This window comes from Bacillus sp. MMSF_3328 (assembly GCF_030733525.1).
Lineage (GTDB): Bacteria > Bacillota > Bacilli > Bacillales > Cytobacillaceae > Bacillus_AB > Bacillus_AB infantis.
Genome location: NZ_JASHIV010000010.1, coordinates 127,978 through 152,019, shown reverse-complemented (window position 1 = coordinate 152,019; position 24,042 = coordinate 127,978). Strand labels below are relative to the sequence as shown.

The window sequence follows — 24,042 nt, the reverse complement described above, 5'->3', positions numbered from 1 at the left end:
TTTCAAAAATACTTGGCCTGTCAAAAGTGTTAAACTGTTCCCTGAATTTTTTATAATGTCGGTAAGTTCAATGCAGTATCAATATTAGTTAAATCCAAACTGATCTGTTCGTTTGTATCATAAGCATGATACCATCCTTTTGCTGCCATATAAGTGGATATTTGTTCATGCATATCAAGAGCTTCCACTAAATGGCGGGTGAGTATTTCTTTAATTTCCGGTGTTCCTGACTCCGTAACTGCCATGGCATAATTTCTCACTCCGCTTTTAGCTGAAATGAGCAGATCCATTGCAACCACTTGATCTGATAATGCATTCATGCCAGTTAAATTTTCAATGATTGGATTCATTTTCATCCACCTCCTAATTTACTGCTTAGCATTCGAAAGGATAGAAGCATATTCTTGTAATTGTCTCGTAGATACATCAATGTCCTGCAGCATAATATTTTTTAATTGAGGGTCTGTAACCAACGCTTTCATCGTTTTGGACTTTGTTAGGCAATTGGTCTTAAATGCAGCCATCTCATGAACCTCAAGAACTTCATGCAAGGCGTAGTTCATTTTTATTCCTCCTCCCTTAAGGTTTCAGCACTACTTTAATACATTCATCCATTTTTGTGTCAAATATCTCATATCCATGTTTTGCTTCGCTGAGAGGAAGGACATGACTTACTACATCGCTTGGGTCAATCTTGCCAGTCGAGACCAATTCAAACATGTATGGCATATAGTGGATGACAGGAGCCTGTCCGGAGCGGATATTGATATTTCGCTGCATAATATCTCCAAAAGGGAAACCATTATATCTGCCGCCGTAAACGCCCGTAACTTGAATGGTCCCGCCTTTACGCACTGCTTGTGAAGCCATGATAAACGCACTTAATGCTCCCCCTTGAAGCTTCATTCCACTCGCAAGGAATTCCATATCAGTCATTTTACCGTCCATACCAACTGCATCAATGACAACATCAGCGCCGCCCTTTGTCATTTCTTTCAAATGCATTCCCGCATTTTCAAATTGTTCAAAATTAACAATTTCAACTTTGTTGGTACGTTTGGCATGCTGCAGACGATAGTCGACATAATCTACCGCAATGACACGCTTTGCACCTTTTAACCAGCAGAATTTTTGAGCAAAAAGACCAACCGGACCGCATCCTAATACAATAACTGTATCTCCACTTTTTACGCCTGCATTGTCGACGCTCCAAAAACCAGTAGTCATCGCATCGGCAATAACGGATAACTTTTCATCTGGTTCTTCACAAGTCTCAGGAATTTTGAAATGAGTAAAGTTGGCAAACGGCACTCTTAAATACTCTGCTTGTCCGCCTGGATAGCCGCCAGTTGTACCAGAATATCCGAAATACGCACCCATATCGCCATTATCATTAGAATTGTCACATTGGCTTTCCAAATGGTTTTTACAATACATACATTCCCCGCAGGCAATGTTAAAAGGAATGATAACACGATCCCCTTTTTTTACTTTCGTCACATTTGGTCCAACCTCTTCAACAATTCCCATTGGTTCATGACCGATAATATAGTCTTCCTGCATGTTTGGAATCATTCCATGAATCAAATGTAAATCAGATCCGCATATTGCTGTACTCGTTACTTTAATTATCATATCATCTGGTTTTTCGATCTTTGGATCTGGAACTTCTTTGACTACAACATTTTTAATGCCCTGATATGTTACTGCCTTCATGTTATACAGCCTCCAGTGTTATTGTTCATCAGGTGTCCGGTCAAACATACCTTTTCTATTGGTTTCAACAGGGAACAGATTCATTTTGCCAATCATCAGTGTATTGTTGGCAGAGAGCTGATCTAGTTTATACTGTTCACTTAGTTCGTGTGGGTGGAACCATTTTTTGCTAACCATCAGGTCTGTAATTTCCTGGTGCATGGTAATACCTTGCATTAATTGGTTTCGTAAGAGGGTTCTAACATCAGGTGATGCCGACTCTGTTAATGCGACAGCAATATTACGCACCCCTTCTTTAGCACGAAGGAGGAAGTCCATGGCAAATGTGGTATCAGCCAGCTCAGGTACATGTAATGAGTTTATAGGGTCTAAATAGTCATTATTCAATGAAGTTGCCTCCTTTTCAATTTACTATTGGTGTGGGCCGGTTTTGGGGAACAGGAGCCTCAAAAGGTGCACGCTGATAAATCGCCTGTAATTCTCCAAGCGATTGGATAGATTGTTCAACATCTTTTTTCATTAATTCCCTCAAATCCTGATCAAATACCAGACCTTGCATTAGCTTTGATTTCGCTAAGCAAAGGGTTTTAAAGTTAATAACTTCATGCAGATCCAATGACTCATGATCGGCTAATTTTTGAACGTCCATTCTGGTTGCCTCCTTATTGACTTGTACAAAGATATAGTTTCAAAATTTACAGCAAATTATCCCGATTTTTTTAGGGAATTTTTTAGTTAAAAGTGCAGGAGGAAAAAAGAAGATTTAAGGAGAAATGAAATGCACAGTATTTATTAGAATAAGCAAAAAAGCGAGGGGGATAATGATGAATTCAGTATCTTTATTTGAATATTCCCAATGATGAATATATTGTATTTTTCTTCAATTTTATGTAGTGAAGTAAAAAGTCTGTTTTCAGTAAATAGAAAAGAAAAAATAGCTATTAAAAAAAGCCTGTATCCATGAATCTAATTGAAGATACAGGCATTTTCTTTTAATGAAACGTTATGACGCCCAAATTTGAATATTAGATAATAGAGTAGTTAAAACCATACCAGGGATTAGTATAATAAGGCGGTCTCCAACCTATTTCCGGCATTGGCCAGGAATGGTTAATATAATCCATCCTTACTTTTTGATCTGAATGATTGACCAGCAATAATTTTACTTCAGGACTAAACTCGAAATTCAAATGGCTGCCTCCTTAACATTTTTTCTTACTTTTTACCTTATTCATACTAATTGGATATGGAGCATGTACCACTTTCTTAAAACGGTCATGAACAAACACCTGAGCCGATAGAAAGAGGATTTTACTTTATTGGAAAACAGGCACTTCGTTCAGACGCCCAACATAGGTTAAACATAAAGTTTTAAAACCAGGAGGTTTCCTATGAGTCAAGAAAATCAGAATCGCGAAATGCCGCAAGTGGATCAGATGCAAGACATCGAATTCACGGATCAAATGGATATGATGGATCAAATGCCGGAAATGAATCAATCGCAAATGTATCAACCTCAAATGTATCAACCTCAAATGTATCAGATGCAGCAAACCAATCAGATGCCACAGTACCCAATGCCTCCAATGCAGCAAACCAATCAAATGCCCCAATATGTTATGCCGCAAATGGGCCAGCATGCTGGTAATGGGATAGGGCAATATCAATACGGAGATATGATGGGGAAATATCAGCAGAGTAACATGATGGGCCTGAAGGAGCAAAAGAAGCTGCAGGAGATCCAGCAGCTGCAGCAAGCATTTGATGCCAATAAAGTGGAACACCCATACCCGATGTATCCTAATTATGGAAAAATCATTCAATATGAGGAAATACCATTAAATTTACCTGAACAACGCCAGCTTTTCCATCCTGGTGTGGAAGGGTTAATGGTGCCCCGGCCGATCATTGAAAATCCCAATTATAAGGGAAGCGGAAAATTAAAGGGGAAGGTTGCGCTCATTACTGGGGGTGACAGCGGTATTGGGGCTGCGGTAGCGATTGCGTTTGCCAAGGAAGGTGCTGACGTAGCCATTGCTTATTTAAATGAACATGAGGATGCAAACCGCACCAGAATGAGGGTTGAACAACTTGGCCAGCGCTGTTTATTAATGCCTGGCGACTTGCGGGATAAACGGCAATGTGTCGCCATTGTAGAGCAAACGGTAAGGACATTCGGCCGCCTGGATATACTCTGTAACCATGTGGGGATCCAGTTCCAGCAGAAGAGCTTGACTGACATTACGGACCAGCAATTCGATGACACATTTAAGGTAAATATCTATTCTCACTTCTATACAACAAGAGCAGCGCTTCCATATATGAAACCGGGAAGCTCGATCATCCAAACTTCATCTGTTGTGACTTATGTTGGCGAAAAACAAATGATTGATTATACTGCTACAAAAGGCGCCAACGTAGGATTTACCCGGGCACTGGCCAAAAACGTAGTGAAAAAGGGAATCCGCGTTAATGCAGTAGCGCCCGGACGGATCTGGACGCCGCTTATCGCTGCGAGCTTTTCGTCAGACCAAGTGGCGGTATACGGAGCCTTTAATCCTATGCAGCGTGTGGCCCATCCATTTGAATTAGCTCCAACATATGTATATTTGGCATCCGATGATTCACGCTTTGTCACCGGCCAAGTGCTGCATGTGGACGGCGGAGAATCTACTCATTCATAAAAGAAAGCTAAATTTCCGAAATCTAGTAAAGCGCAGCCGATTTCCAATTATTGTGGGGGAATCGGTTTTTTTATTGGCTAAAGTTCCATACGTAGTGCCATTTTTTAAAATACAAGATGTTTCAATCTGCTGAGTCCTTTGAAGTCCAAGACGCCGTAATGAAAGAAATCAAGGAGCTGCGTTTTGAGTTTGACAGCATGAGGCAGATTGTTCAAATCCGCCAGACGATTGATACAACGGATGAGTTTTATTAGAAAGAAAGGGGATTTTTCAATGAAGTGAGGCCAGCCTACAAGGGTCTAATCACAAACTTTTATGAGGCCCTTACAGCTTCTAAATTTTGCTCTCAGTTGAAGGATAAGTGGGGAAACAGATTTTCTTATTGGCGGACAGTCAATTAAAGACGTTTTTCTCCTGATGTCCTGTAGGAAATGCAGGAAGAAAACAAAAAATAGGTGCCTGACCCCACATCAACATAACTCATGTTAAACTCACACAAAGTTAAAAAAATCCTGTTAATTGAAGTGCAAGGCACGTAGACTCCTGTGGGAAAGCAGCGGCAATGCTGAGACCCCGCAGCGCGCAGCGGGAGGAGGCTCAGCGTCGCCCCGCGGAAAGCGAAGTGCCTGGAACGGAAATTAACAGCCCCATATTACCGGCAGAATAGTAAAAAGACGGATCGAAATTTGAGATTGCTCAAATTCAATAAGAATTAAATGTTGAATTACCAGAAGAATTAACTGCCTTATTTAATGAAACAAATGGTTTGTTTGACAACTGGAATTGTCCTTTGGTTTGGCTAGCTTACCAAATTACTAAGGACAGTCTATTTTATAGAAATTTTAAAGATTATAGAGATATTTATATCCATTTGATAATCTTTCAGACGCAGGCAATGGCGATTTATTTTGTTATTTTGATAGTAAGAACGATGAACGCCTAATAGAATATGAGTTTAATGTTTTTCTTATATAAAAATAAGGCTTGAGGAGTTCCCCAAGTCCCTAGGTTGATCATTATTTTCACTTATTCTTTGCAATAAGCACTGAAGTTAGCATTTTTTATCGCAGTAAAAGCTTGCCCCCACAATGATAAGTAAAATAAACAGAACTACAATTAAGAAAAAATCGTTCCGGTGACTAGGGCAGCTGTAGCTATATGCAGGATATGGAGCTCCATAATCATATGCTGGGGATGTATAGGCAGGCATTGGAGCGGCATTTGGAGCAACGTTTGGAGGAACATTTGCACTAAGAGCAGGCGGGGCGTTTAGATTTGAATACATTTATCATACCTCCCTCGAGTAATGAATTTCTCTATATAGTACTCTCGAAGGTGAGTTTGGAGCCCGTCTATAAAAAAATGGGCGAATGTCCGGGTGATTTGATCTGACCGGCTATTAGATTGAATAATAAAGATAGTGTACATATGAAATGGAGCTTTTGTTATGATGCACGATTGGACGCTGTGGTTTGTACGCTGCGCTGTTCCTCTGCCAGCCTGCCGCTCTTAATAAATATTTGAAAGAAGGCCTGGTCACCAATTTTGTTATATATGCTGATTGCTGACTGTCCGGTTTTCTCGTCTCATTAAGGAGCCGAATCATTTCTTCTGATGTTCTAATATTAAATCCGTGTCCAAACAGCCTGCCATCCTCAAGGAGCACAGCATTAACACCCCTGAAATGCGGTGTTTTTCGATCAAAGTCAGGATTATTTACGTACAGGACGTCTCCAGGTATAAATTGATCAGAGTAAAAGGTGATGATGCCCAGGTCTGTATCTGTATGCCAGCTGTAAAGATACAGATTCTGAAACAGTGAATTAAACCCTTTGCTGCCGATACTATTCAATATGGCGTGGTAATAGATGATTGGAATAGCTGTCGCGCATTCAAATGCATAGAATGAACCCTCTCGAAAAATATCTATAATTGCATCAGCCGGCCGCACATCAGGCCTTAAAAGAAATCCGCCTGCTCTTGTTAATTGCCAGTACCTGGGATTGCAGCGGGCATATTCAAAGCTTGCAAACACAGCCTGACTTTTGTCCATTTCTTTCGCGCTTTGAATGATGTTCTTCCGCACTGTAAGCTCAAAAAATAATTCATACTCGGAATTAAAAGAATACAAACCTGGTGCAGACTGCATCTGCTGCAGGATCGTCTTCTCAACACTTCCAAGCTGGCCATTTTCTTGAATTTGAAAAGGTACCCCTGATATCTGGATCATACAATCCCCCAATTCCTATTTCGCTTTTCTTTGTGCTCATATCTATCGTATTCTCTTATTTATGAATCATGTTAAAAAGAGCCAAGGGGTCAGGTCCCTTGGCTCAACAAACAAATCCGCTAAGGTAAATGATGTTCAGATTAAGGAGTCTGAGAAGAATTAAGAAGGTACAGCTGATTATGTCTATACTGGAGAACTTCTGCTCGGTGAAGGTTAGAAGAGGCAAAAAATAATAATGGCAAAAGTGCGCATTTCTTTTGAAGATGGCTTAAATCCCGCTTCCTTAGCCATTCTTGATGGTTTGGAACAACAGCAGCGAAATTATATTTCGAAAAGCGAAAGTTTTTTTCGGATTTAAAAGGAATTTGTCTCATTCTGCCGAAATATGTACGTATGATATTTTTACTACATAAGGAGGATCTTTGATGAATTTTAATGACTACCCATACACAAGACCTAATATGGAAGAGGCAGAAAGAAATTTTAATCAATTATTAGAGAAGTTCCAATCTGCGGAGTCCTTTGAAGTCCAGGACGCCGTAATGAAAGAAATCAATGAGCTGCGTTCTGAGTTTGACAGCATGAGGCAGATTGTGCAGATCCGTCAGACGATTGATACAACAGATGAGTTTTATAAGAAAGAAAAGGATTTTTTCAATGAAGTGGGACCAGCCTACAAGGGTCTAATCACAAATTTTTATGAGGCCCTTACAGCTTCAAAATTCCGCTCTCAGCTGGAGGATAAGTGGGGGAAACAGTTATTCCTATTGGCGGACAGTCAGTTAAAGACGTTTTCTCCTGATGTGCTGAAGGAGATGCAGGAAGAAAACAGGCTGGTTAGTGAGTATGTGGATCTGCTTGCTTCGGCTAAGATTCCGTTTGATGGGGAAGTGAAAAATCTTGCCCAGTTAGTTCCTTACCACCAGTCACCTGACCGGAGCGTGAGGAAGGAATCCAATGAAGCGAAGTACAGCTTCTTCATTGAGCATGCGGATCAGTTGGATGATTTATACGACAAGCTTGTAAAAGTGCGTACCCGTATTGCCAAGAAGCTGGGATTCTCTTCTTTTACAGAGTTAGCTTATGCCAGGCTTTCCCGTACTGATTATGATGCTGAAATGGTGGCAAAGTTCCGTGACCAGGTGAAAGAGTATATCGTTCCATTAGCCACCAAACTCAAACAAAGGCAGCAGGAACGTATCGGCGTCGATACATTCAGGTATTACGATGACAGCTTCAGCTTTAAGACAGGAAATCCTGATCCTAAGGGAGATGCGGAGTGGATTGTCGATCAGGCGAAGAAAATGTACGAGGAAATGTCCCCGGAAACGAACGAGTTTTACACTTATATGGTGGAAAACAACCTGATGGACCTGTTAAGCAAAGCTGGTAAAGCTGGCGGCGGATACTGCACCTATATCAGCCAGCATAAGTCACCATATATTTTCACGAACTTTAACGGAACCAAAGGCGATGTTCGTGTATTAAAGCATGAAGTGGGGCATGCTTTCCAGGTATTTGAAAGCCGGGGATTTGAAGTGCCAGAGTACGGGTTCCCTACGCTGGAGGCATGTGAAATCCACTCCATGAGCATGGAATTCTTTGCCTGGCCATGGATGGACCTCTTCTTCGGGGAAGATACGGATAAATACAAGTTCTCTCATTTAAGCGAAGCGGTTCTGTTTATTCCTTATGGTGTAGCAGTCGATGAATTCCAGCATTTTGTGTATAGCAACCCGGAGGCAACTCCAGCCCAGCGCAAGCAGGCTTGGAGAGAAATCGAGAAGAAGTACCTGCCGCATCGCGACTATGAAGGAAATGACTTCTTGGAAAATGGCGGCTTCTGGCAGCAGCAGGGACATATTTACAAAGTTCCTTTCTATTATATTGATTACACACTGGCACAAATCTGTGCACTGCAATTCTGGAAGCGTACGCAGGAAAATATCGAAGAAGCCTGGAAGGATTACCTGCACTTATGCAAGCAGGGCGGAAGCCAGTCATTCACAGGACTTGTCAAAGAGGCGAACTTGATTTCTCCGTTTGAAGATGGGTGTGTGAAGTCGGTGATTGGTGAGATTGAGGCTTATTTGGATACGGTTGATGATGAGGCGCTATAATAAGTATTAATTTTTGGTTGGGGATTGGCCAATATAAGGGGCCAATCTCCTTTTTTGCTTCAACTTAGCCTAGTTGGAAATATTCAAAATTTACTTTAGTTTGATATACCTTGCCCAATCATGCTATAAGTGTATATGGAGCAAAAACTTTTGCCTAAGTTCTGGGATGAAAGTATGATAGAATATCCCATAATGAAAGGATTTGAATGTCAACATGACCAACAATTTCTGGCGTGAATTGCCACGGCCATTTTTTATACTTGCACCAATGGAAGATGTGACGGATGTTGTGTTCCGCCATGTCGTGAGCGAAGCCGCTCGGCCTGATGTGTTTTTTACCGAGTTTACGAATACAGAAAGCTATTGCCATCCGGAGGGAAACCAGAGCGTGCGCGGGCGGTTGACTTTTACCGAAGATGAGCAGCCGATGGTTGCTCATATTTGGGGAGACAAGCCAGAGTTTTTCCGGCAGACGAGTATTGGTGTGGCGGAGCAGGGTTTCCGCGGCATTGATATCAACATGGGATGTCCGGTCCCTAATGTAGCCCAGAGAGGAAAGGGCAGCGGCCTGATTCTCCGTCCTGATGTGGCTGCAGAGATTGTGCAGGCAGCAAAAGCGGGCGGCTTGCCTGTCAGTGTGAAGACAAGGCTTGGCTACACAGAGGTGGACGAGTGGCAGGACTGGCTCACACACATACTGGAACAGGATATCGCTAATCTTTCGATCCATCTTCGAACTCGCAAGGAAATGAGTGAAGTAGATGCACACTGGGAGCTGATCCCGGAAATCAAGAAGCTTCGTGACCGTGTGGCTCCGGATACTCTTTTGACCATCAACGGGGATATTCTTGACCGTCAAGCCGGCCAGCAGCTGGTTGATCAATATGGTGTGGATGGTGTGATGATTGGGCGCGGTATTTTTAAAAATCCATTTGCCTTTGAAAAAGAGCCGAAAGATCATACTCCTAAGGAACTGCTTGATCTCTTGAGATTGCACCTGGATCTTCATGATAAATATTCGAAAGAACTGGAAGCACGTCCGTTCAGGGCTCTTCACCGCTTTTTCAAGATTTATGTGAAAGGGTTCCGGGGTGCGGGTGAATTAAGGAATCAATTGATGAACACAGATACTACGGAAGATGTGCGAACGCTGCTTGATGGGTTTGAGGGGACGATAGAATAAAAGATTTAAGCATATGAAACAAAGTGACTGGGGAGTACAGGTTCATTTCATCAGCAGCACCTAAACAGGCTGAGACTTCAACTGATGTTGAGGTCTTGTTTTTTTCCGGTGGAGCTCAGGAGTCATCACGTGAAATTTACTGAGATGAATCCAGAGGAAAATTTTCGACGGATGAAAAAGAAATGACATCTCTAGAAATGCGCAGAGAAGGGTTTGAAGGATGCAAAAAAATCTCGTCTTGATGCTGGTTTTCCTGGCTTTAATCGGGCTAGGTACAAAAATATACTATTATTTCTTCTGGGAACAGGAAACTGAAGAGGAATATAGGAACAGAATGTTAGAGACACTTGATGAATGTCCCAGCCGGAACGGAAAATCAGGGTATTTTTCCAGAGGCACAAGAGTTGGGAAATATGATGGCGATTCAATTGAATGTGAAGAAGCATATGAATTCATGGATAAGCTATTAGAAGAATAGCTATATAGAACCTCATGACATGGTGTCTGCCGCTTCCCGTTTTGTCGACTATGACAAAAGGGAAGCGGCAGGCATCTTTTTTTCAATTAATGACATAATCAATAAAAATCCTACAATATGATAAAAAGCTTGTCGTAATTTGTATATAAAAGTATACAGAAAATTTCAAATATACAGTTGACCCATAACATCATATGACGTACTATAATTATCAATATGATGTTATAGGACATCATAAAAAACCGGAGGTGCTAGTATGACACAATCAGTTTCTAAATCGCCAATCAAAAACAATAGTAAGGAGGGGGGAGTAATGAAACAGGAACATACTAATCAAATCCAATTAGCCATTGAAGCCATTGAGAACAAAAATATTCAGAATGTATTTTTCGTAGCCTGCGGCGGATCGATGGCGTCTCTATCTTTTGGAGATTATTTCATCACAAAAGATACGGGGAAACCGAGCTTTGTTTATACTTCTAATGAATTTGTCCATTTAAATCCTAAAGCACTAAATGAAAACAGCCTGGTTATCCTGCGCTCACATTCAGGGACTACGCCAGAAACAGTTAAAGCAGCTACATATGCCCGGGGTAAAGGCGCACTGACTGTCGCCATCTCTATGGAAGTTGAATCTCCGCTCTGCAAAGAAGCAGAATATGTCCTTCACTACAATTACAAAGATGGATCAGATGCCATTGACGGTGAAATCGGTATTTATTACACATTTATTTTCAAGCTGTTAAAGACATTTACTGGTGACGAAAAGTATGATAGAGGAATTGAACAGTTAAGCAATCTGGGAGATTTGATCGAGAAGAACCAGCAGCTGTTTAAAGAAGCCGCTTTTGAATTCGGCAAACGCAATAAGAGGGAGAAGACCATCTATACGATGGCAAGCGGGGCTTATATCCACCATGCCTATTCCTTCACCAGCTGCCTGCTGATGGAAATGCTGTGGATTCATTCAAATGCTATTCATTCCGGAGAGTATTTCCATGGCCCATTTGAAATTACAGACTTTGATGTTCCATTCCTTCTGATCGCGGGTGAAGGCCCAAGCAGGCCACTGGATGAGCGGGCACTGGATTTCGTAACTAAGTACAGTGAGAAAGTAGAAGTAGTAGATGCTTCTAAATTTGATTACAGCGGAGTCGATGAGGATTTGAAGGAGTACTTTGGCCCGGCCTTAACAGGTCCCGTCATGAGGCTTTATGCTGATGGCCTGGCAGAACATACAGGACATCCTCTTTCAGTAAGAAGATACATGTGGAAAATGGAGTATTAATTCTATTGGAATTGGTGTAAAATCTTTAAAAATAACTATATCAATGAGGCGATCATATGAAAAAAATGTTCAGCATTCTTTTAGTCGGCATTATCGCGGCCGGTATTATGGCAGGATGTAACTCATCTGTTGACTCAGGCTCAAAATCGAATGGCGATGATGTAGTTATTGATTTCTTCCACCGCTGGCCAAATGAACCAAGAAAATCATTCTATGATCAAAAAATCAAAGAGTTTGAGGAATCGCATCCAGGTGTCACTATTAATGTAGATTCTGTCTTGAATGATTCTTATAAAGAAAAGATACGGGTTTTAGTATCAAATGATGGCCTTCCGGATATTTTCTCTTCCTGGTCAGACTCTTTCGCTGAAAATCTGGTAAGTTCCGGCCGGATTAAGGAACTTAATGACATCATGAATGAAGACACAGAGTGGAGCGGCAGTATTCTTGAGTCCCAATATGCCGGATTTACTTTTGATGACAGCACATACGGCATTCCTTTTACAGTAGATGGAAAAGCCTTCTTCTACAATAAGGAGATCTTTGAGGAAAATAATATTAAGGTTCCAAAAACATACGATGAACTGGTGGATGTATTAGAGCAATTAAAGTCTGCGGGTTATGAAACGCCTGTTGTCGAAGGGCTGACGAATGCCTGGGCTATCTCACACTACTTGGGTACCATTTTTGATAGAGTAGTAGATCCTGAAGTGCGGGAGGCAGACTATAATCTGGAAAGTGATACACCATACACAGATGAAGGATATATCCGCGGTTTAGAAATATTCCAGGAGCTGACTGGTTTTATGGGAGATGTATCTACCGCTATTGACCATGAAGCTGCCAGAAATATGTTTGCTGCTGGAGAAGTGCCAATTTTGTATATGCAATTTGCTGAAGTAGGATTGGTTCAGGACATTGGCGATGTAGACATTGGATTTTTCAACTTTCCGGAAGTTACGGATGGGGCAGGACGGGCTGATTCGCTGACTGGTGCGCCTGAAGGCTGGATGCTTAGCAAGGATGCTCCTAAAGAAGCGGTTGAATTTTTGAAATTCCTGACTTCCGAGGAAACGGCTCAGGAATTTACGAAAACAGATGGCCAGCTGAATGCTGTAAAGAATGGCGTGACTGAGGAAAACACAAGTCCTACCAGCTATGAAGCCTATCAAATAGTGCTGGATGCAGCATCGACAGTACCATGGTTTGACAATGCCGTTGATATTACGATTGCCGACATCTTTATGCGCGGCGGCCAGGAACTGGCTACGAAACAAAAAACGCCGGAAGATATTATGAAAGAGGTTCAAAAAGAAGCAGCGAAAAAGAGCGAGTAACAGAGGATGGCCCTGACATTCGGGTGTCAGGGCTTTCTAATTATCGGGAAAGTGGGTAATAAGTATGAAATTAAGAAAAATGTCTTTGACGCCAATTCTCTTTCTTTTGCCAACTGTACTATTCCTGGGCATTTTCATCTACATACCACTCATTCAGAACTTTTATAACAGCTTCTTTGATTTCAACGTATTTTCAGATTCAAAATCCTTTGTGGGCATGAGTCATATAAAGCAATTATTTGAAGATGAAGTAGTCGGAATCGCATTATGGAACAATGTGAAATATGGAGTTATTTCAGTGATTTTTCAAATATTCTTTGCCTTCATCCTGGCAAGTATTCTTGAAGATAAGTTGTTTCGCAGAGTCGCTCCAGCCCTCAGAATCATCTACTTTATCCCTGTGATGATCTCCATTTCTGTTATCGCCCTGCTGTTTGGTTTTGTATATAATCCGCAAATTGGATTGTTAAATAGCTTCCTCGAGTTAATTGGACTCGGCGATCTTGGAAAACCATGGCTTGGCAATTCGACAACGGCTATTTATAGCGTTATTGCCATGTCCCAATGGCAGAGTATCGGTTTAATTACAATGCTTTTCATTGTAGCCATTCAAAAGATCCCTCATGACTTATATGAGGCATCCCATATAGATGGCGCAGGAAAAATACGCCAGTTTTTTCACATTACTCTTCCCCAGGTTAAGGAAACGATGTTTGTCAATCTGCTGATTACCGTTACTGGCTCCATCCTGGTCTTTAATGAGCCCTATATCCTGACTAATGGGGGGCCAGGGAACAGCTCGATGACATTGGCGGTTCATATGTATCAGAATGGATTCTTCAAAGACAATATGGGCTATGCTTCTTCAATCGCCACAACCATGTTTCTGCTGTCGGCAATCTTTGCTTTAATTCAGATTAAAGTGTCTAAAACAGGAAAGGAAGATTGATGATGAAAATAGTAAATCTTCAAACCCAAGAGTTAACTTTCCCGGCCGTAAAAAAAAGGCAGCTGACTCGTAAAACGCGGCTTTCCAGAAATTTGGTTTTCCTGGGATTACTCATTTTCGCCATCATGATCCTCTACCCGCTTTTTTGGATGGTGATCTCTTCATTTAAAAGCTATAAGGAGATTTATTCAAATGTTTGGGCGCTCCCCAGCGAATGGCACTTTGAAAATTATGCATTAGCATGGGAAAAAGGGATTCAAAATTACTTTTTGAACAGTGCTTATGTTACTGGCTTTTCCATTCTGCTTACAGTTATGACAGGTACAATGGCAGCCTTTGTTCTGGCCAGATACCGCAGCCGCTGGATAGATGCAGCTCTTCTATTCATCATTGGCGGTTTAATGATGAATCCACAGGTGGCTCTCATTCCTTTATTTGAGATTTTATCCCTGTTTAATCTAATCGATACAAGATGGGCTTTAATCCTGACGTATGTCGCTTATCGATTGCCCCTTACCATTATACTGATCCGCGCTTTCTTCATTACCATACCTCATGAGCTGTCAGAATCTGCCTTGATCGATGGCTGCAGTGAGGTTGGAATCTATTGGAGGATATACTTGCCGCTGTCCATTCCGATTGTGATAACTTCTGTTATTATTAACGCCTTTTATGCTTGGAACGAGTTCTTATTTGCAACAGTATTTATTAATTCCAGCGAACTGAAGACGATTCCATCAGGGCTGATGGTCTTCCGGGATGCATTGCGAACGGATTGGGGTGTCCTGTTATCAGGCATGGTCATAGCATCAGTCCCAATGGTTCTATTATTGATTGCTCTCCAAAAATATTTAGTACGAGGCCTTGCAGAAGGCTCGGTGAAAGGATAATGACGATGAAATTAATGGCTGTGGGTGACAATGTTGTAGACTGCTATTTGGACCGGAACGAATATTTTCCTGGCGGCAATTGTGTGAATGTCGCTGTAAATGCCAAGCGGAACGGTGCTAGCCGTGTCGGCTATATTGGGATATTTGCAACAGATGAACCTGCCCGGCATATAAAGCATGCACTTCAGCAGGAGGGGGTCGACTTTCAGTTTTCCAGGGATGCTATTGGCATCACAGGCCAGCCCAAAGTCGCGCTGACGGAGGACAATGACCGGGTGTTTGTGGGAGGGCCTAAAGACACTGTCCAGCACCGGTTCAAAATTCAGCTGATTCCGGAGGAAATTGATTATATCAAGCAATTTGATGTTTGCCATGTGAGCTGCTATTCGTCGATGGAAAGCGAACTGGCAAAGATCGCTAAAGAGATTAAAGTTTCGTATGATTTTTCAAACCGGAAAGACCTGGAATATATTTCATCAATAGCTCCATCTATCACTTATGCCTTTTTCTCAGCTGCAGAATTATCTGAAGCAGAACTAAATGGATTTATTGCAGAACTTGCCCCGTTCGGTTTTGAGATTATAGGTCTGACGAGGGGAGGAGAGCCGGCTGTATTCGTCCATCAAGAGAATATCTATAAGCAGAAACTGAGGAAAATTAATGTTGTTGATACAATGGGGGCAGGAGACAGCTTGATTGCAGGCTTTCTGACTGAATATGCCATGAGCGGCGATGTAGAAAAGGCTCTTGAAAAAGGAACCCGTTCTGCTGAAAAGACATGCCAGGAATATGGGGGATTTGGGTATCCCGCAAACATGTGATTCTTTTTATTTACGGGCGGATTCATGTATAATTATTGTAAAATTGAGATATTGAGGCGTTGACAATGGAAAAAGACAATCTAAATCGAGATCAGCTTTATTTATACGAAGAGATCATGACCGGACTGATGCACTATATTAAAAGCCATGGACTAAAAGAGGGAGATCGAATCCCCACCGAGAAAGAATTGGGAGATTTATTCAAAGCCAGCCGCATATCTATCAGACGCGCCATCAAGGAATTAGTTGACGAAGGTACACTTACAATTGTCAGAGGCAAGGGCACTTTTGTAAGTGCCCCAAGAAAAGAAATTCATTTATTGGACCTGCAGGGTTTTACCGAAGGATTAACAACCGAAAATGACACGATAACGAAAGATATCATTTCCATCCAGAAAATCAAAAGCAATCCGGATTTAGACAAGATTTTTAACAGCCGGTATAAGGAGTATATTGAACTTGTGCGGAAAGTCTACCGCAATGACCAGGCGCTAAGCGTAGATTACGCCTATTTGCCTGTTGATCTTTATCCAGGCATCGAAGAAAAAATAACGCCAGAAAGTTCTACTTTTGCTATTATTCATGATGAGTATGCTGTTAAGTTTAAAAGAGTCCGCAAAAACCTGGAATTTGTCTATCCAGACGAAGAATTGCAAACACACTTAAAAGTGAATAATTTCAATTTACTTGTCCTGGTGGATAAAGTGATTTATGGTGAACAGGATCTGCCTGTCCACTATTCAAAGTACTATCTGATTGCTGAACGTGTACAGTTGAGGTTAGAGCATATTATTAATCCTGAATGATCTATAACTATACTTCCGGACTCAAAATCCCTTAGAAACGAAAGTTTCTGGAAGTTATGGATAAAAGTACTTCTCAGGGGGGCGGATGAGATAAGTGGAGTTTGAAATAGCGAATTACAATATCACAAGATCATCTGGTTTTAAGGGATTTGAAATCAATTTTGAAGTGGATGGCAAGGCTTTTGTTTTCCTGCTTGGCAATGATAGCCATCCTTTCCCAATAGGAGTAAAACATCAATTTAGACTAAAAGGCAATTGCCCACTTTGCGGGAAGGTTATTTTTCCATCACCAATTGGGCAGCAGCCGTGTACATATTTTGCTTATAATAAGCAACAGGATTTATTGGTGTATTTTGCGCCATTTTTGCCATAATACTAAAATTGTTTTGATTGATTGCACTTATAGGGAGACTGCTCTGAGCAGCTCCCTATTTATTTTGCCGGGTGACGGGTTAATGGTCTGTTTACCCCAATTTTTTTTGTGAAAGTGCCCAAATTAAACTTTTTTCTATTAAAATGGTATTAACTTAATATATTTCTGATAATTTAGATAACTAAGCATTTTTAATGACAAGTATTTGGATCCTGGAAAATAACTTCCAGATGTTTACTTATAACAATAGTTCTAAAGAATTACAAAATAGATAAAAAATACTGTTGGTGGGGGGAAGATTAGAATGCTGAATACCCGAATGAGCAGTATTCTAAAAGCTTTAATAGAAACAGATGATGTAATCACAAGCGAGTACTTGGCAAATATCATACAGGTTACTTCCCGTACAATCAGGAATTCAATAAAAGAGTTAAATATGCTGCTTGCTGAAAATGGCGCTGAAATTAAATCGGTCCGCGGAACTGGATATAAATTGACTGTTGGGGATGATGCCAAATTTCAAAATTTGCTGGCTCAAGTTGCAGGAGAAGATTCATTAAAAAGCGGGCATATACCGAACCTTCCGGAAGATCGTGTCCAGTTTCTGATCAAGCGGCTACTTTTTGCTGATAAATATGTGAAACTGGATGACCTGGCTGAAGAATTATTCATCAGCAAATCTTCCATTCAAAATGATTTAAGAGAGGCCAAAAGGATTTTACAGCAGTATGCTATTACAGTTGAGAAGCGGCCGAATTATGGTCTCAAGTTAAAGGGAGATGAAGTTAAACTTCGCTTTTGCATGTCCCAGTATATTTACAATCGGGAAAAAACGGTCCTTGACCTATTTGAAAGCCGCATGTCCATTCTTCCAAAAGAAGAAGTCCAGCTGATCCGAAAAATTATTCTTGATCAAGTCAGGGTAAGCGGTATATCACTTTCCGACATGGGCCTGAATAATTTGATCACTCATATTGCCATTGCCTGCTGCAGAATACGATGTGAAAAATATGTAATGATATTCCCGAAAGACATGCATGAAATCATAAACCAAAAGGAGTATATAGTAGCTTCTGAAATAGTCCAGGAAATAAATAAACATCTTTTCGTAGAGTTTCCAGAGTCGGAAATTGCCTATATAGCCATTCATTTAATGGGGATCAGAATGATTGCTCATTTTCATTTGAATGAAACAGAAATACGCAGTCTTGTTGATGAGGAAGTCTTTAATCTGGCAAAAAAAATCCTGATTATGATTGAACAAAAGCTAAAGCTGGGCATTAAAAATGATAAAGAATTGTTTGTTAGCATGTGTTTGCATCTTAAGCCCGCATTAAATCGGTTCCGATTCGGCATGAATATCCGGAACCCGATGCTGGATGCGATAAAAGCTAACTATCCGGTAGCCTTTCAGGCAGGCGTCCTGGCTGGAATTTGTATCAAAGAAGAATATGGATACCAAATTGGTGAAAGCGAGGTCGCCTATCTGGCTCTTCACTTTGGTGCGGCGATGGAGAGAGTCAAAGCAAACCATTCAGTCAAACGCTGTCTGATTGTCTGTGCTTCAGGAGTCGGCAGTGCCCGGCTTTTATACCACAAGCTGGAGTCCCAATTTGGTTCCAGGCTGGAGCTGGCAGGAACAACAGAATATTATAAAATAAATGAAATCCCGCTGGACACGATCGATTTTATTGTCAGTACAGTTCCCATTTCCTCAGAACTTCCAGTCCCGGTCATTCAGGTAAACACCATACTTGGGGGAACTGATTTATTAAAGATTGAAAGAGTACTGGATGATTATACCGGACAGTCTTTCGCTTATACAAGAAAAGAGCTGGTTTTCCTGCAGAAGGAATTTGAAACAAAGGAAGAAGTATTAGAGTTTTTAGCAAGTGAGTTAACAGGTCTGGGTTTGACTGATGAACACTTCTTGCCTGCTGTTTTGGAAAGGGAGGAAGTTTCTCCAACTTGCTTTGGAAACCTGGTTGCCATACCTCATCCGATTATGCCGCGAACGGATGAAACATTCTGGGCTATATGCACACTTCAGAAACCTGTCGACTGGGATGATAAGCGGGTTCAATTTGTTTGTTTGCTATGTGTAAGAAAAAACAGTAAAGAAGACTTGGTCAATATGTACAAGCTCCTGATAGAAGTGGTAGAGGACAGCACTCTGGTACACCATTTATTGAAATGTGAAACCTATAAAGAGTTTATCTCTGTTTTTCTAAGCAAAAAAAAATAAATGCAGTTCCACCATGCCAGTCAACTTGGCATGGTGTTTTTAAGTTTGTAAACAAACGAAATGACGAAGAAGATAAAGTTTAAAAAAATTACTTCAGCTGAAGGAAATCTGAAATAGTCAGAATTGTCTAATAAAAAATTTCCGTTGCTCAACGGAAAAAGTGTATGTGTTAATGGAAGCGTTTTCAATTTAATATTAAGGTACGAGCAAGGAGATTCCACTTAAAAGAGGGGTGATAAAGTGAACATATTGCTGTGCTGTTCAGCCGGGATGTCTACAAGTCTATTAGTTACAAAGATGGAGAAAAGTGCAAGAGAACAAGATAAAGAATATACCATTTGGGCTGTTTCAAGTGATGCGGTGCACCATCATATTGACAGGGCGGATGTGCTGCTTCTAGGCCCTCAAGTGCGTTTTATGCTTCCTCAATTGAAGAAGCTGGGTGAAGAAAAAAAGATCCCGGTTGACGTAATTAATATCGTTCACTATGGCACATGCAATGGGACCGAAGTATTAAGCTTTGCAGAAAAATTAGTAAATAAATAGGGGGAGTGAGTTTAATGAGCAAAATGAATGATTTCCTTGAAAATAAGGTGATGCCTGTGGCAGGCAGGGTAGCGGGCCAGCGCCATCTTCAGGCACTCCGTGATGGAATTATCCTGACGATGCCGCTGATTATTGTCGGTTCATTATTCCTGATTCTGGGTTTCTTGCCTATTCCCGGCTATGACGACTTCATGGCAAATACATTCGGTGATCAATGGCTGACAAAGCTGATGTATCCAGTGGGTGCGACCTTCGATATTATGGCCTTGATTGCCGCCTTTGGCATAGCTTACCGCCTTGCTGAAAAATATGGAGTGGATGCGCTGTCTGCAGGTGCAATTTCTGTTGCGGCATTTCTTTTGGCAACACCGTACCAGGTCTCCTTTACGCCAGACGGAGCATCAGAAGCAGTACTTGTAGGAGGAGCGATCCCGGCCGCTTTAATGGGAAGCAAGGGACTTTTTGTAGCGATGCTTATTGCCATGCTCTCAACGGAAATATACCGATTTATCATCCAAAAAAATATCATTATAAAAATGCCTGATGGCGTACCGCCTGCTGTCAGCAAATCATTCGTTGCACTCATTCCAGGTTTTATTGTTATCACGGTCATTTGGGTTCTTCGCCTGCTGGTAGAGCAGACGGATTTTCAGAGCTTGCATAATATCATTGGCGAAGTGCTTGGAAAACCACTTGGCATTCTGGGCGGAAGTTTGATTGGCAGCCTGGTTGCAGTATTTCTTGTACAGCTGTTATGGTCCTGTGGATTACATGGAGCTTCCATTGTTGGAGGAGTAATGGGGCCAATTTGGCTCTCAGCAATGGATGCCAACCGCCTTGCGTTCCAGGGGGGCGAAACTTTGCCGAATATATTCACACAGCAATTTTTCGATATCTTTGTATATATAGGAGGAAGCGGCGCAACGTTAGCATTGGTGCTTGCGATGATTTTGAGGGCACGAAGCAAGCAAATGAAGCAATTAGGCCGTTTAGCTATCGGGCCGGGACTATTCAATATTAACGAACCTGTCGTATTTGGAATGCCAATTGTGATGAACCCTATTTTGATCGTTCCGTTTGTACTAACACCGCTTGTAATGGTCTTAACCACCTATATTGGCATGAGTACAGGGCTGGTCGCAAAACCGGCAGGCATTGCGGTTCCATGGACAATGCCTCCGATTATCGGGGGATATTTGGCAGCAGGAGGAAAAATGTCAGGTGCTGTCCTGCAATTAATAAACTTTGCCTTAGCGTTTACCATCTATTATCCTTTCTTCCGCATCTGGGATAAACAAAAGCTCGTTGAAGAAGGCGGTTTTCAGCCTCCAGTCGATGCCAATAAAAAAGTTGCAAGCATGTAAGGAGCTGAAGTAATGACTAAGTTAATCATCAATGCCGATGATTTCGGCTATTCAAAAGGAGTTAATCTGGGAATCATTGAAGCCTTTCAAAATGGTGTGGTTACCTCAACCACATTAATGGCAAATATGCCTGGAGCAGAACATGCTGCCGGCCTGGCGAAGAATAACCCTGGCCTTGGAGTGGGAATCCATTTCGTGTTGACCTGCGGAAGGCCGGTAAGCAATGAAGCGGCCTCGCTTGTAAATAGCCAAGGAGAATTTAACAGGATATCGGCAATAGAGGAGGATGGAATTCCAGAGGAAATTGAACTTGAATTAAGAAGCCAATTTGAAAAGTTCATTTCTTTTGGCATAATACCCACTCATATCGACAGCCATCATCATGTGCATTCACTTCCAAATGTTTATCCCGCTGTAGAAAAAATAGCCAGGGAAAATCAATTGCCTATTAGAAAAGTAAGTTCAGATCCAAACCCATTGCAGCCTGTCCAATATTTTAATCATGAATTTTATGGAGATCAGCTGACGACAGAGTATTTGCTCGAACTGCTTGATAAAGCACGTCCTTATGAAACTGCAGAGTTAATGACACATCCTGCTTTTGTTGATGAACAGGTCTATGCTGGCAGTTCATATGCTTTGCAGCGTGTCAGAGAACTAACCATATTAACCGACCCTGCTGTTCAAACGGCCATTACTGACAAGGGCATAGACCTTATATCCTTTAGGGAGGTTTCTATTAAGTCCGTGGTTTGAAAGGGATGAACAGGTTCCTGGACTGGCATGGTCCGGAACCTGTTTAGATGAATTTCAGTGATAAAAAAAGAATTAATGAATTTTATGGAGGACATTTTTTGCAAGATAAACAAATCAGGGAGGAATAAGAGGATGAATATTTTGCTATGCTGCGCAGCAGGAATGTCTACAAGCTTATTGGTGACTAAAATGGAAACAGCAGCTAAAAGCCAGGGCATTGAGGCAAAGATTTGGGCGGAAGGGGCAGATGCAGTTAAACGGCATATTGATAATGCAGATGTATTGCTCCTTGGTCCGCAGGTGCGTTACTTGATGCCTCAAATGAAAAAGCTATGCGAGGAAAAAAATATACCAGTAGATTCTATTAATCCTGTTCATTATGGAATGTGCAATGGACCGGAAGTTTTAAAGGCAGCTATTGATCTGATCAACGGTCAAAAGGGATAGCTTCATAGGTTCCCTTCTTGCACATGAAATAGGTAGAACGTGTCTTTTATAAATAAATCATAGAAGAAAGGGATGTTTTCTTTATGGCTGGCATCGAAGAGACAATCTTTCAGATCATCCTTCACGGCGGCAATGGGAAAAGCTCTGCCATGGAAGCAATTGCTGCTGCCAAGAGCGGGGATATAGCTGGGGCAAGAAAAAAAATTGAAGAAGCTGCTAATGAGCTGAATAGCGCGCATCTCATCCAAACGTCTCTGATCCAAAGGGAAGTGAGAGGAGAAAGTACAGAGATTACTTTGTTAATGGTGCATGCTCAAGACCATCTTATGAATGCGATTACGATAAAAGACATGGCAGGCGAATTTGTAGACTTGTATGAGCACGTAAATCTATCCGGAGGTGTGAATGCATGAAAAAAGGTTTAAAAATAGCTACCATTGGCGGGGGGTCAAGTTATACCCCTGAGTTAGTTGAAGGCTTTATTAAGAGATATCATGAGCTGCCAGTAAGTGAACTTTGGCTGGTTGATGTGGAAGCCGGGAAAGAGAAGCTTGAAATAGTGGGGAACCTCGCTAAACGGATGGTTCAGAAGGCAGGCCTCCCAATCGAGGTTCACCTGACTCTTGATCGTAAACAAGCTTTGAAGGATGCCAATTTTGTAACGACTCAATTTCGGGTAGGTTTATTGGATGCACGGGCAAAGGATGAGAGAATCCCTTTAAAATATGGGGTGCTGGGACAAGAAACAAACGGTCCTGGTGGATTATTCAAGGGCTTGCGGACTATACCGGTTATTTTGGATATTTGCAGAGATATGGAGGAATTGTGTCCTGATGCCTGGCTGATTAACTTTACAAATCCTGCTGGAATGGTAACGGAAGCGGTGCTCCGCTATTCTAATATCAAAAAGGTAGTCGGCCTCTGCAATGTACCTATAGGAATGGAAATGGGAATCGCTAAACTGCTTGATGTGGAACATTCCCGTATCCGTATCGATTTTGCCGGATTGAATCACATGGTATATGGCCTTGATGTATACCTGGATGGGGAGAGTGTAAAAGGAAAAGTAATAGACCTTCTCACTGATCCGCAGAATAGCAGCTTTGTAAAGAATGTTCAGGGAATTGGATGGGAACCATCTTTTCTCAAAGCCTTAAACGTTCTTCCATGCCCGTACCATTTGTATTATTATAAAACGAGAGAAATGGTTGAAAAGGACTTGAAAAATTCAGAAATGGAAGGTACTCGCGCAGAAGTGGTTCAAAAACTCGAAAATGAGCTTTTTGAGCTTTATAAGAATCCCAACCTGGACATTAAGCCGCCGCAGCTTGAGAAACGCGGAGGCGCATACTATTCTGATGCAGCTGTCCGTTTGATTTCATCTATGAACAATGATAAACGCGATATCCAGCCTGTGAATACTGTGAATAACGGAGCGATAGCGAGCATTCCGGATGATTCAGCAGTCGAGGTAAGCTGTATTATTACAAAGGACGGCCCTAGACCTATTGTCATGGGTGACCTCCCTGTGCCGGTCCGCGGATTGGTCCAGCAGATCAAATCTTTTGAACGAGTCGCTGCAGAATCTGCTGTCACAGGAGATTATGATAAAGCTGTCCTGGCACTGACGATCAATCCTTTAGTTGCATCTGACAAGCTGGCAAAGCAAATTGTCGACGAAATGCTTGAAGCCCACAAAGAACATTTGCCGCAGTTTTTTAATAAGGTAGAAGCATAGGATACATAAGAATCTGGCTGCTGGGGCTGGATTCTTTCTTTTTGCTTCAACACCTGGATCAGAAGTGTGTA

Annotated in this window: 25 protein-coding genes; 18 read left to right on the top strand and 7 right to left on the bottom strand. The window is 41.6% G+C overall.

All coding sequences use genetic code 11. The features are described from left to right. Positions 1 to 50 precede the first annotated feature (50 nt). The 5 genes from RBB45_RS16775 to RBB45_RS16755 are packed head-to-tail and all read right to left on the bottom strand — an operon-like array spanning position 51 to position 2,365. Complete coding sequence (locus RBB45_RS16775) at positions 51 to 350, bottom strand: spore coat protein (protein WP_094767373.1); 300 nt, start codon at positions 348 to 350, stop codon at positions 51 to 53. Between the two features lie 18 nt (positions 351 to 368). Continuing rightward, positions 369 to 563 carry a hypothetical protein gene (locus RBB45_RS16770; RefSeq protein WP_306009987.1) on the bottom strand — a complete coding sequence of 65 codons (195 nt, stop codon included), beginning with the start codon at positions 561 to 563 and terminating at the stop codon, positions 369 to 371. A 16-nt stretch (positions 564 to 579) separates the two neighbouring features. Beyond that, positions 580 to 1,716 carry a zinc-dependent alcohol dehydrogenase gene (locus RBB45_RS16765; RefSeq protein WP_094767371.1) on the bottom strand — a complete coding sequence of 379 codons (1,137 nt, stop codon included), beginning with the start codon at positions 1,714 to 1,716 and terminating at the stop codon, positions 580 to 582. Positions 1,717 to 1,734: 18 nt separating this feature from the next. Then, the gene (locus tag RBB45_RS16760) at positions 1,735 to 2,103 is read right to left on the bottom strand and encodes a spore coat protein (protein WP_094767370.1); all 369 of its coding nucleotides are present in this window, start codon (positions 2,101 to 2,103) and stop codon (positions 1,735 to 1,737) included. Between the two features lie 16 nt (positions 2,104 to 2,119). Further along, complete coding sequence (locus tag RBB45_RS16755) at positions 2,120 to 2,365, bottom strand: spore gernimation protein GerQ (protein ID WP_094767369.1); 246 nt, start codon at positions 2,363 to 2,365, stop codon at positions 2,120 to 2,122. A 1,054-nt stretch (positions 2,366 to 3,419) separates the two neighbouring features. On the opposite strand from RBB45_RS16755, the gene RBB45_RS16750 reads away from it, so the two are divergent. Continuing rightward, positions 3,420 to 4,400 carry an SDR family oxidoreductase gene (locus RBB45_RS16750; protein ID WP_371931607.1) on the top strand — a complete coding sequence of 327 codons (981 nt, stop codon included), beginning with the start codon at positions 3,420 to 3,422 and terminating at the stop codon, positions 4,398 to 4,400. Positions 4,401 to 5,451: 1,051 nt separating this feature from the next. On the opposite strand, the gene RBB45_RS16745 is transcribed toward RBB45_RS16750, so the two are convergent. Both RBB45_RS16745 and RBB45_RS16740 read right to left on the bottom strand, forming a co-directional pair. Beyond that, complete coding sequence (locus tag RBB45_RS16745; RefSeq protein WP_148950342.1) at positions 5,452 to 5,610, bottom strand: YjcZ family sporulation protein; 159 nt, start codon at positions 5,608 to 5,610, stop codon at positions 5,452 to 5,454. A gap of 189 nt (positions 5,611 to 5,799) precedes the next feature. Continuing rightward, on the bottom strand, positions 5,800 to 6,630 hold the full coding sequence (locus RBB45_RS16740; RefSeq protein WP_306009985.1) for a protein-glutamine gamma-glutamyltransferase: 831 nt from the start codon (positions 6,628 to 6,630) through the stop codon (positions 5,800 to 5,802). Positions 6,631 to 7,055: 425 nt separating this feature from the next. Here RBB45_RS16740 and RBB45_RS16735 point away from each other — a divergent pair, with 425 nt between their 5' ends. The 17 genes from RBB45_RS16735 (at position 7,056) to RBB45_RS16655 (ending at position 23,971) form a co-directional block, all read left to right on the top strand. Continuing rightward, on the top strand, positions 7,056 to 8,750 hold the full coding sequence (locus tag RBB45_RS16735) for a M3 family oligoendopeptidase (RefSeq protein WP_306009984.1): 1,695 nt from the start codon (positions 7,056 to 7,058) through the stop codon (positions 8,748 to 8,750). Positions 8,751 to 8,964: 214 nt separating this feature from the next. Beyond that, entirely contained in the window at positions 8,965 to 9,933 is a 969-nt protein-coding gene (locus RBB45_RS16730; RefSeq protein ID WP_101547552.1) for a tRNA dihydrouridine synthase, read from the top strand. Between the two features lie 220 nt (positions 9,934 to 10,153). Continuing rightward, entirely contained in the window at positions 10,154 to 10,411 is a 258-nt protein-coding gene (locus tag RBB45_RS16725; protein ID WP_009790976.1) for a hypothetical protein, read from the top strand. A gap of 313 nt (positions 10,412 to 10,724) precedes the next feature. Continuing rightward, positions 10,725 to 11,699 carry an SIS domain-containing protein gene (locus RBB45_RS16720; RefSeq protein WP_094767357.1) on the top strand — a complete coding sequence of 325 codons (975 nt, stop codon included), beginning with the start codon at positions 10,725 to 10,727 and terminating at the stop codon, positions 11,697 to 11,699. Positions 11,700 to 11,755: 56 nt separating this feature from the next. Then, entirely contained in the window at positions 11,756 to 13,036 is a 1,281-nt protein-coding gene (locus RBB45_RS16715) for an ABC transporter substrate-binding protein (protein WP_306009982.1), read from the top strand. A gap of 64 nt (positions 13,037 to 13,100) precedes the next feature. After that, positions 13,101 to 13,985: a carbohydrate ABC transporter permease gene (locus RBB45_RS16710; protein ID WP_248138001.1), complete on the top strand. Its 885-nt coding sequence runs from the start codon at positions 13,101 to 13,103 to the stop codon at positions 13,983 to 13,985. Next, positions 13,985 to 14,875, top strand: coding sequence for a carbohydrate ABC transporter permease (locus RBB45_RS16705; protein WP_306009981.1), 891 nt, complete (start codon positions 13,985 to 13,987; stop codon positions 14,873 to 14,875). The genes RBB45_RS16710 and RBB45_RS16705 overlap by 1 nt, the downstream gene beginning before the upstream one ends. Beyond that, entirely contained in the window at positions 14,875 to 15,696 is an 822-nt protein-coding gene (locus RBB45_RS16700) for a PfkB family carbohydrate kinase (RefSeq protein WP_148950302.1), read from the top strand. The genes RBB45_RS16705 and RBB45_RS16700 overlap by 1 nt, the downstream gene beginning before the upstream one ends. 65 nt (positions 15,697 to 15,761) lie before the next feature. Beyond that, positions 15,762 to 16,502, top strand: a complete 741-nt coding sequence (locus RBB45_RS16695; RefSeq protein WP_094767352.1) for a GntR family transcriptional regulator — start codon at positions 15,762 to 15,764, stop codon at positions 16,500 to 16,502. Positions 16,503 to 16,596: 94 nt separating this feature from the next. Continuing rightward, positions 16,597 to 16,875 (top strand): hypothetical protein, encoded by a 279-nt coding sequence (locus RBB45_RS16690; RefSeq protein WP_141195006.1) that lies wholly within the window; start codon positions 16,597 to 16,599, stop codon positions 16,873 to 16,875. Between the two features lie 304 nt (positions 16,876 to 17,179). Further along, the gene (locus RBB45_RS16685; RefSeq protein WP_306009980.1) at positions 17,180 to 19,120 is read left to right on the top strand and encodes a BglG family transcription antiterminator; all 1,941 of its coding nucleotides are present in this window, start codon (positions 17,180 to 17,182) and stop codon (positions 19,118 to 19,120) included. A gap of 240 nt (positions 19,121 to 19,360) precedes the next feature. Beyond that, positions 19,361 to 19,666: a PTS sugar transporter subunit IIB gene (locus RBB45_RS16680; RefSeq protein WP_022543755.1), complete on the top strand. Its 306-nt coding sequence runs from the start codon at positions 19,361 to 19,363 to the stop codon at positions 19,664 to 19,666. A 14-nt stretch (positions 19,667 to 19,680) separates the two neighbouring features. Then, positions 19,681 to 21,030 carry a PTS cellobiose transporter subunit IIC gene (celB, locus tag RBB45_RS16675; protein WP_009790987.1) on the top strand — a complete coding sequence of 450 codons (1,350 nt, stop codon included), beginning with the start codon at positions 19,681 to 19,683 and terminating at the stop codon, positions 21,028 to 21,030. Positions 21,031 to 21,042: 12 nt separating this feature from the next. Next, positions 21,043 to 21,786, top strand: coding sequence for a chitin disaccharide deacetylase (gene chbG, locus RBB45_RS16670; RefSeq protein ID WP_148950305.1), 744 nt, complete (start codon positions 21,043 to 21,045; stop codon positions 21,784 to 21,786). Between the two features lie 132 nt (positions 21,787 to 21,918). Beyond that, positions 21,919 to 22,233: a PTS sugar transporter subunit IIB gene (locus tag RBB45_RS16665; protein WP_022543756.1), complete on the top strand. Its 315-nt coding sequence runs from the start codon at positions 21,919 to 21,921 to the stop codon at positions 22,231 to 22,233. A gap of 83 nt (positions 22,234 to 22,316) precedes the next feature. Beyond that, a complete protein-coding gene (locus RBB45_RS16660; RefSeq protein ID WP_101547560.1) occupies positions 22,317 to 22,646 on the top strand; it encodes a PTS sugar transporter subunit IIA in 330 nt (109 codons plus the stop codon). Beyond that, complete coding sequence (locus RBB45_RS16655; protein ID WP_306009979.1) at positions 22,643 to 23,971, top strand: 6-phospho-beta-glucosidase; 1,329 nt, start codon at positions 22,643 to 22,645, stop codon at positions 23,969 to 23,971. The genes RBB45_RS16660 and RBB45_RS16655 overlap by 4 nt, the downstream gene beginning before the upstream one ends. The last annotated feature ends 71 nt before the right edge of the window (positions 23,972 to 24,042 follow it).

Coding starts and splice junctions, on each gene's coding strand:
- RBB45_RS16740 (WP_306009985.1), bottom strand. CDS start 6,630: ATGATCCAGATATCAGGGGTACCTTTTCAAATTCAAGAAAATGGCCAG.
- RBB45_RS16750 (WP_371931607.1), top strand. CDS start 3,420: ATGATGGGCCTGAAGGAGCAAAAGAAGCTGCAGGAGATCCAGCAGCTG.
- chbG (WP_148950305.1), top strand. CDS start 21,043: ATGACTAAGTTAATCATCAATGCCGATGATTTCGGCTATTCAAAAGGA.
- RBB45_RS16770 (WP_306009987.1), bottom strand. CDS start 563: ATGAACTACGCCTTGCATGAAGTTCTTGAGGTTCATGAGATGGCTGCA.
- RBB45_RS16765 (WP_094767371.1), bottom strand. CDS start 1,716: ATGAAGGCAGTAACATATCAGGGCATTAAAAATGTTGTAGTCAAAGAA.
- RBB45_RS16700 (WP_148950302.1), top strand. CDS start 14,875: ATGACGATGAAATTAATGGCTGTGGGTGACAATGTTGTAGACTGCTAT.
- RBB45_RS16710 (WP_248138001.1), top strand. CDS start 13,101: ATGAAATTAAGAAAAATGTCTTTGACGCCAATTCTCTTTCTTTTGCCA.
- RBB45_RS16720 (WP_094767357.1), top strand. CDS start 10,725: ATGAAACAGGAACATACTAATCAAATCCAATTAGCCATTGAAGCCATT.
- RBB45_RS16685 (WP_306009980.1), top strand. CDS start 17,180: ATGCTGAATACCCGAATGAGCAGTATTCTAAAAGCTTTAATAGAAACA.
- RBB45_RS16745 (WP_148950342.1), bottom strand. CDS start 5,610: ATGCCTGCCTATACATCCCCAGCATATGATTATGGAGCTCCATATCCT.
- RBB45_RS16775 (WP_094767373.1), bottom strand. CDS start 350: ATGAATCCAATCATTGAAAATTTAACTGGCATGAATGCATTATCAGAT.
- RBB45_RS16755 (WP_094767369.1), bottom strand. CDS start 2,365: ATGGACGTTCAAAAATTAGCCGATCATGAGTCATTGGATCTGCATGAA.
- RBB45_RS16730 (WP_101547552.1), top strand. CDS start 8,965: ATGACCAACAATTTCTGGCGTGAATTGCCACGGCCATTTTTTATACTT.
- RBB45_RS16725 (WP_009790976.1), top strand. CDS start 10,154: ATGCAAAAAAATCTCGTCTTGATGCTGGTTTTCCTGGCTTTAATCGGG.
- RBB45_RS16665 (WP_022543756.1), top strand. CDS start 21,919: ATGAATATTTTGCTATGCTGCGCAGCAGGAATGTCTACAAGCTTATTG.
- RBB45_RS16705 (WP_306009981.1), top strand. CDS start 13,985: ATGATGAAAATAGTAAATCTTCAAACCCAAGAGTTAACTTTCCCGGCC.
- RBB45_RS16715 (WP_306009982.1), top strand. CDS start 11,756: ATGAAAAAAATGTTCAGCATTCTTTTAGTCGGCATTATCGCGGCCGGT.
- RBB45_RS16695 (WP_094767352.1), top strand. CDS start 15,762: ATGGAAAAAGACAATCTAAATCGAGATCAGCTTTATTTATACGAAGAG.
- RBB45_RS16660 (WP_101547560.1), top strand. CDS start 22,317: ATGGCTGGCATCGAAGAGACAATCTTTCAGATCATCCTTCACGGCGGC.
- RBB45_RS16735 (WP_306009984.1), top strand. CDS start 7,056: ATGAATTTTAATGACTACCCATACACAAGACCTAATATGGAAGAGGCA.
- RBB45_RS16655 (WP_306009979.1), top strand. CDS start 22,643: ATGAAAAAAGGTTTAAAAATAGCTACCATTGGCGGGGGGTCAAGTTAT.
- celB (WP_009790987.1), top strand. CDS start 19,681: ATGAGCAAAATGAATGATTTCCTTGAAAATAAGGTGATGCCTGTGGCA.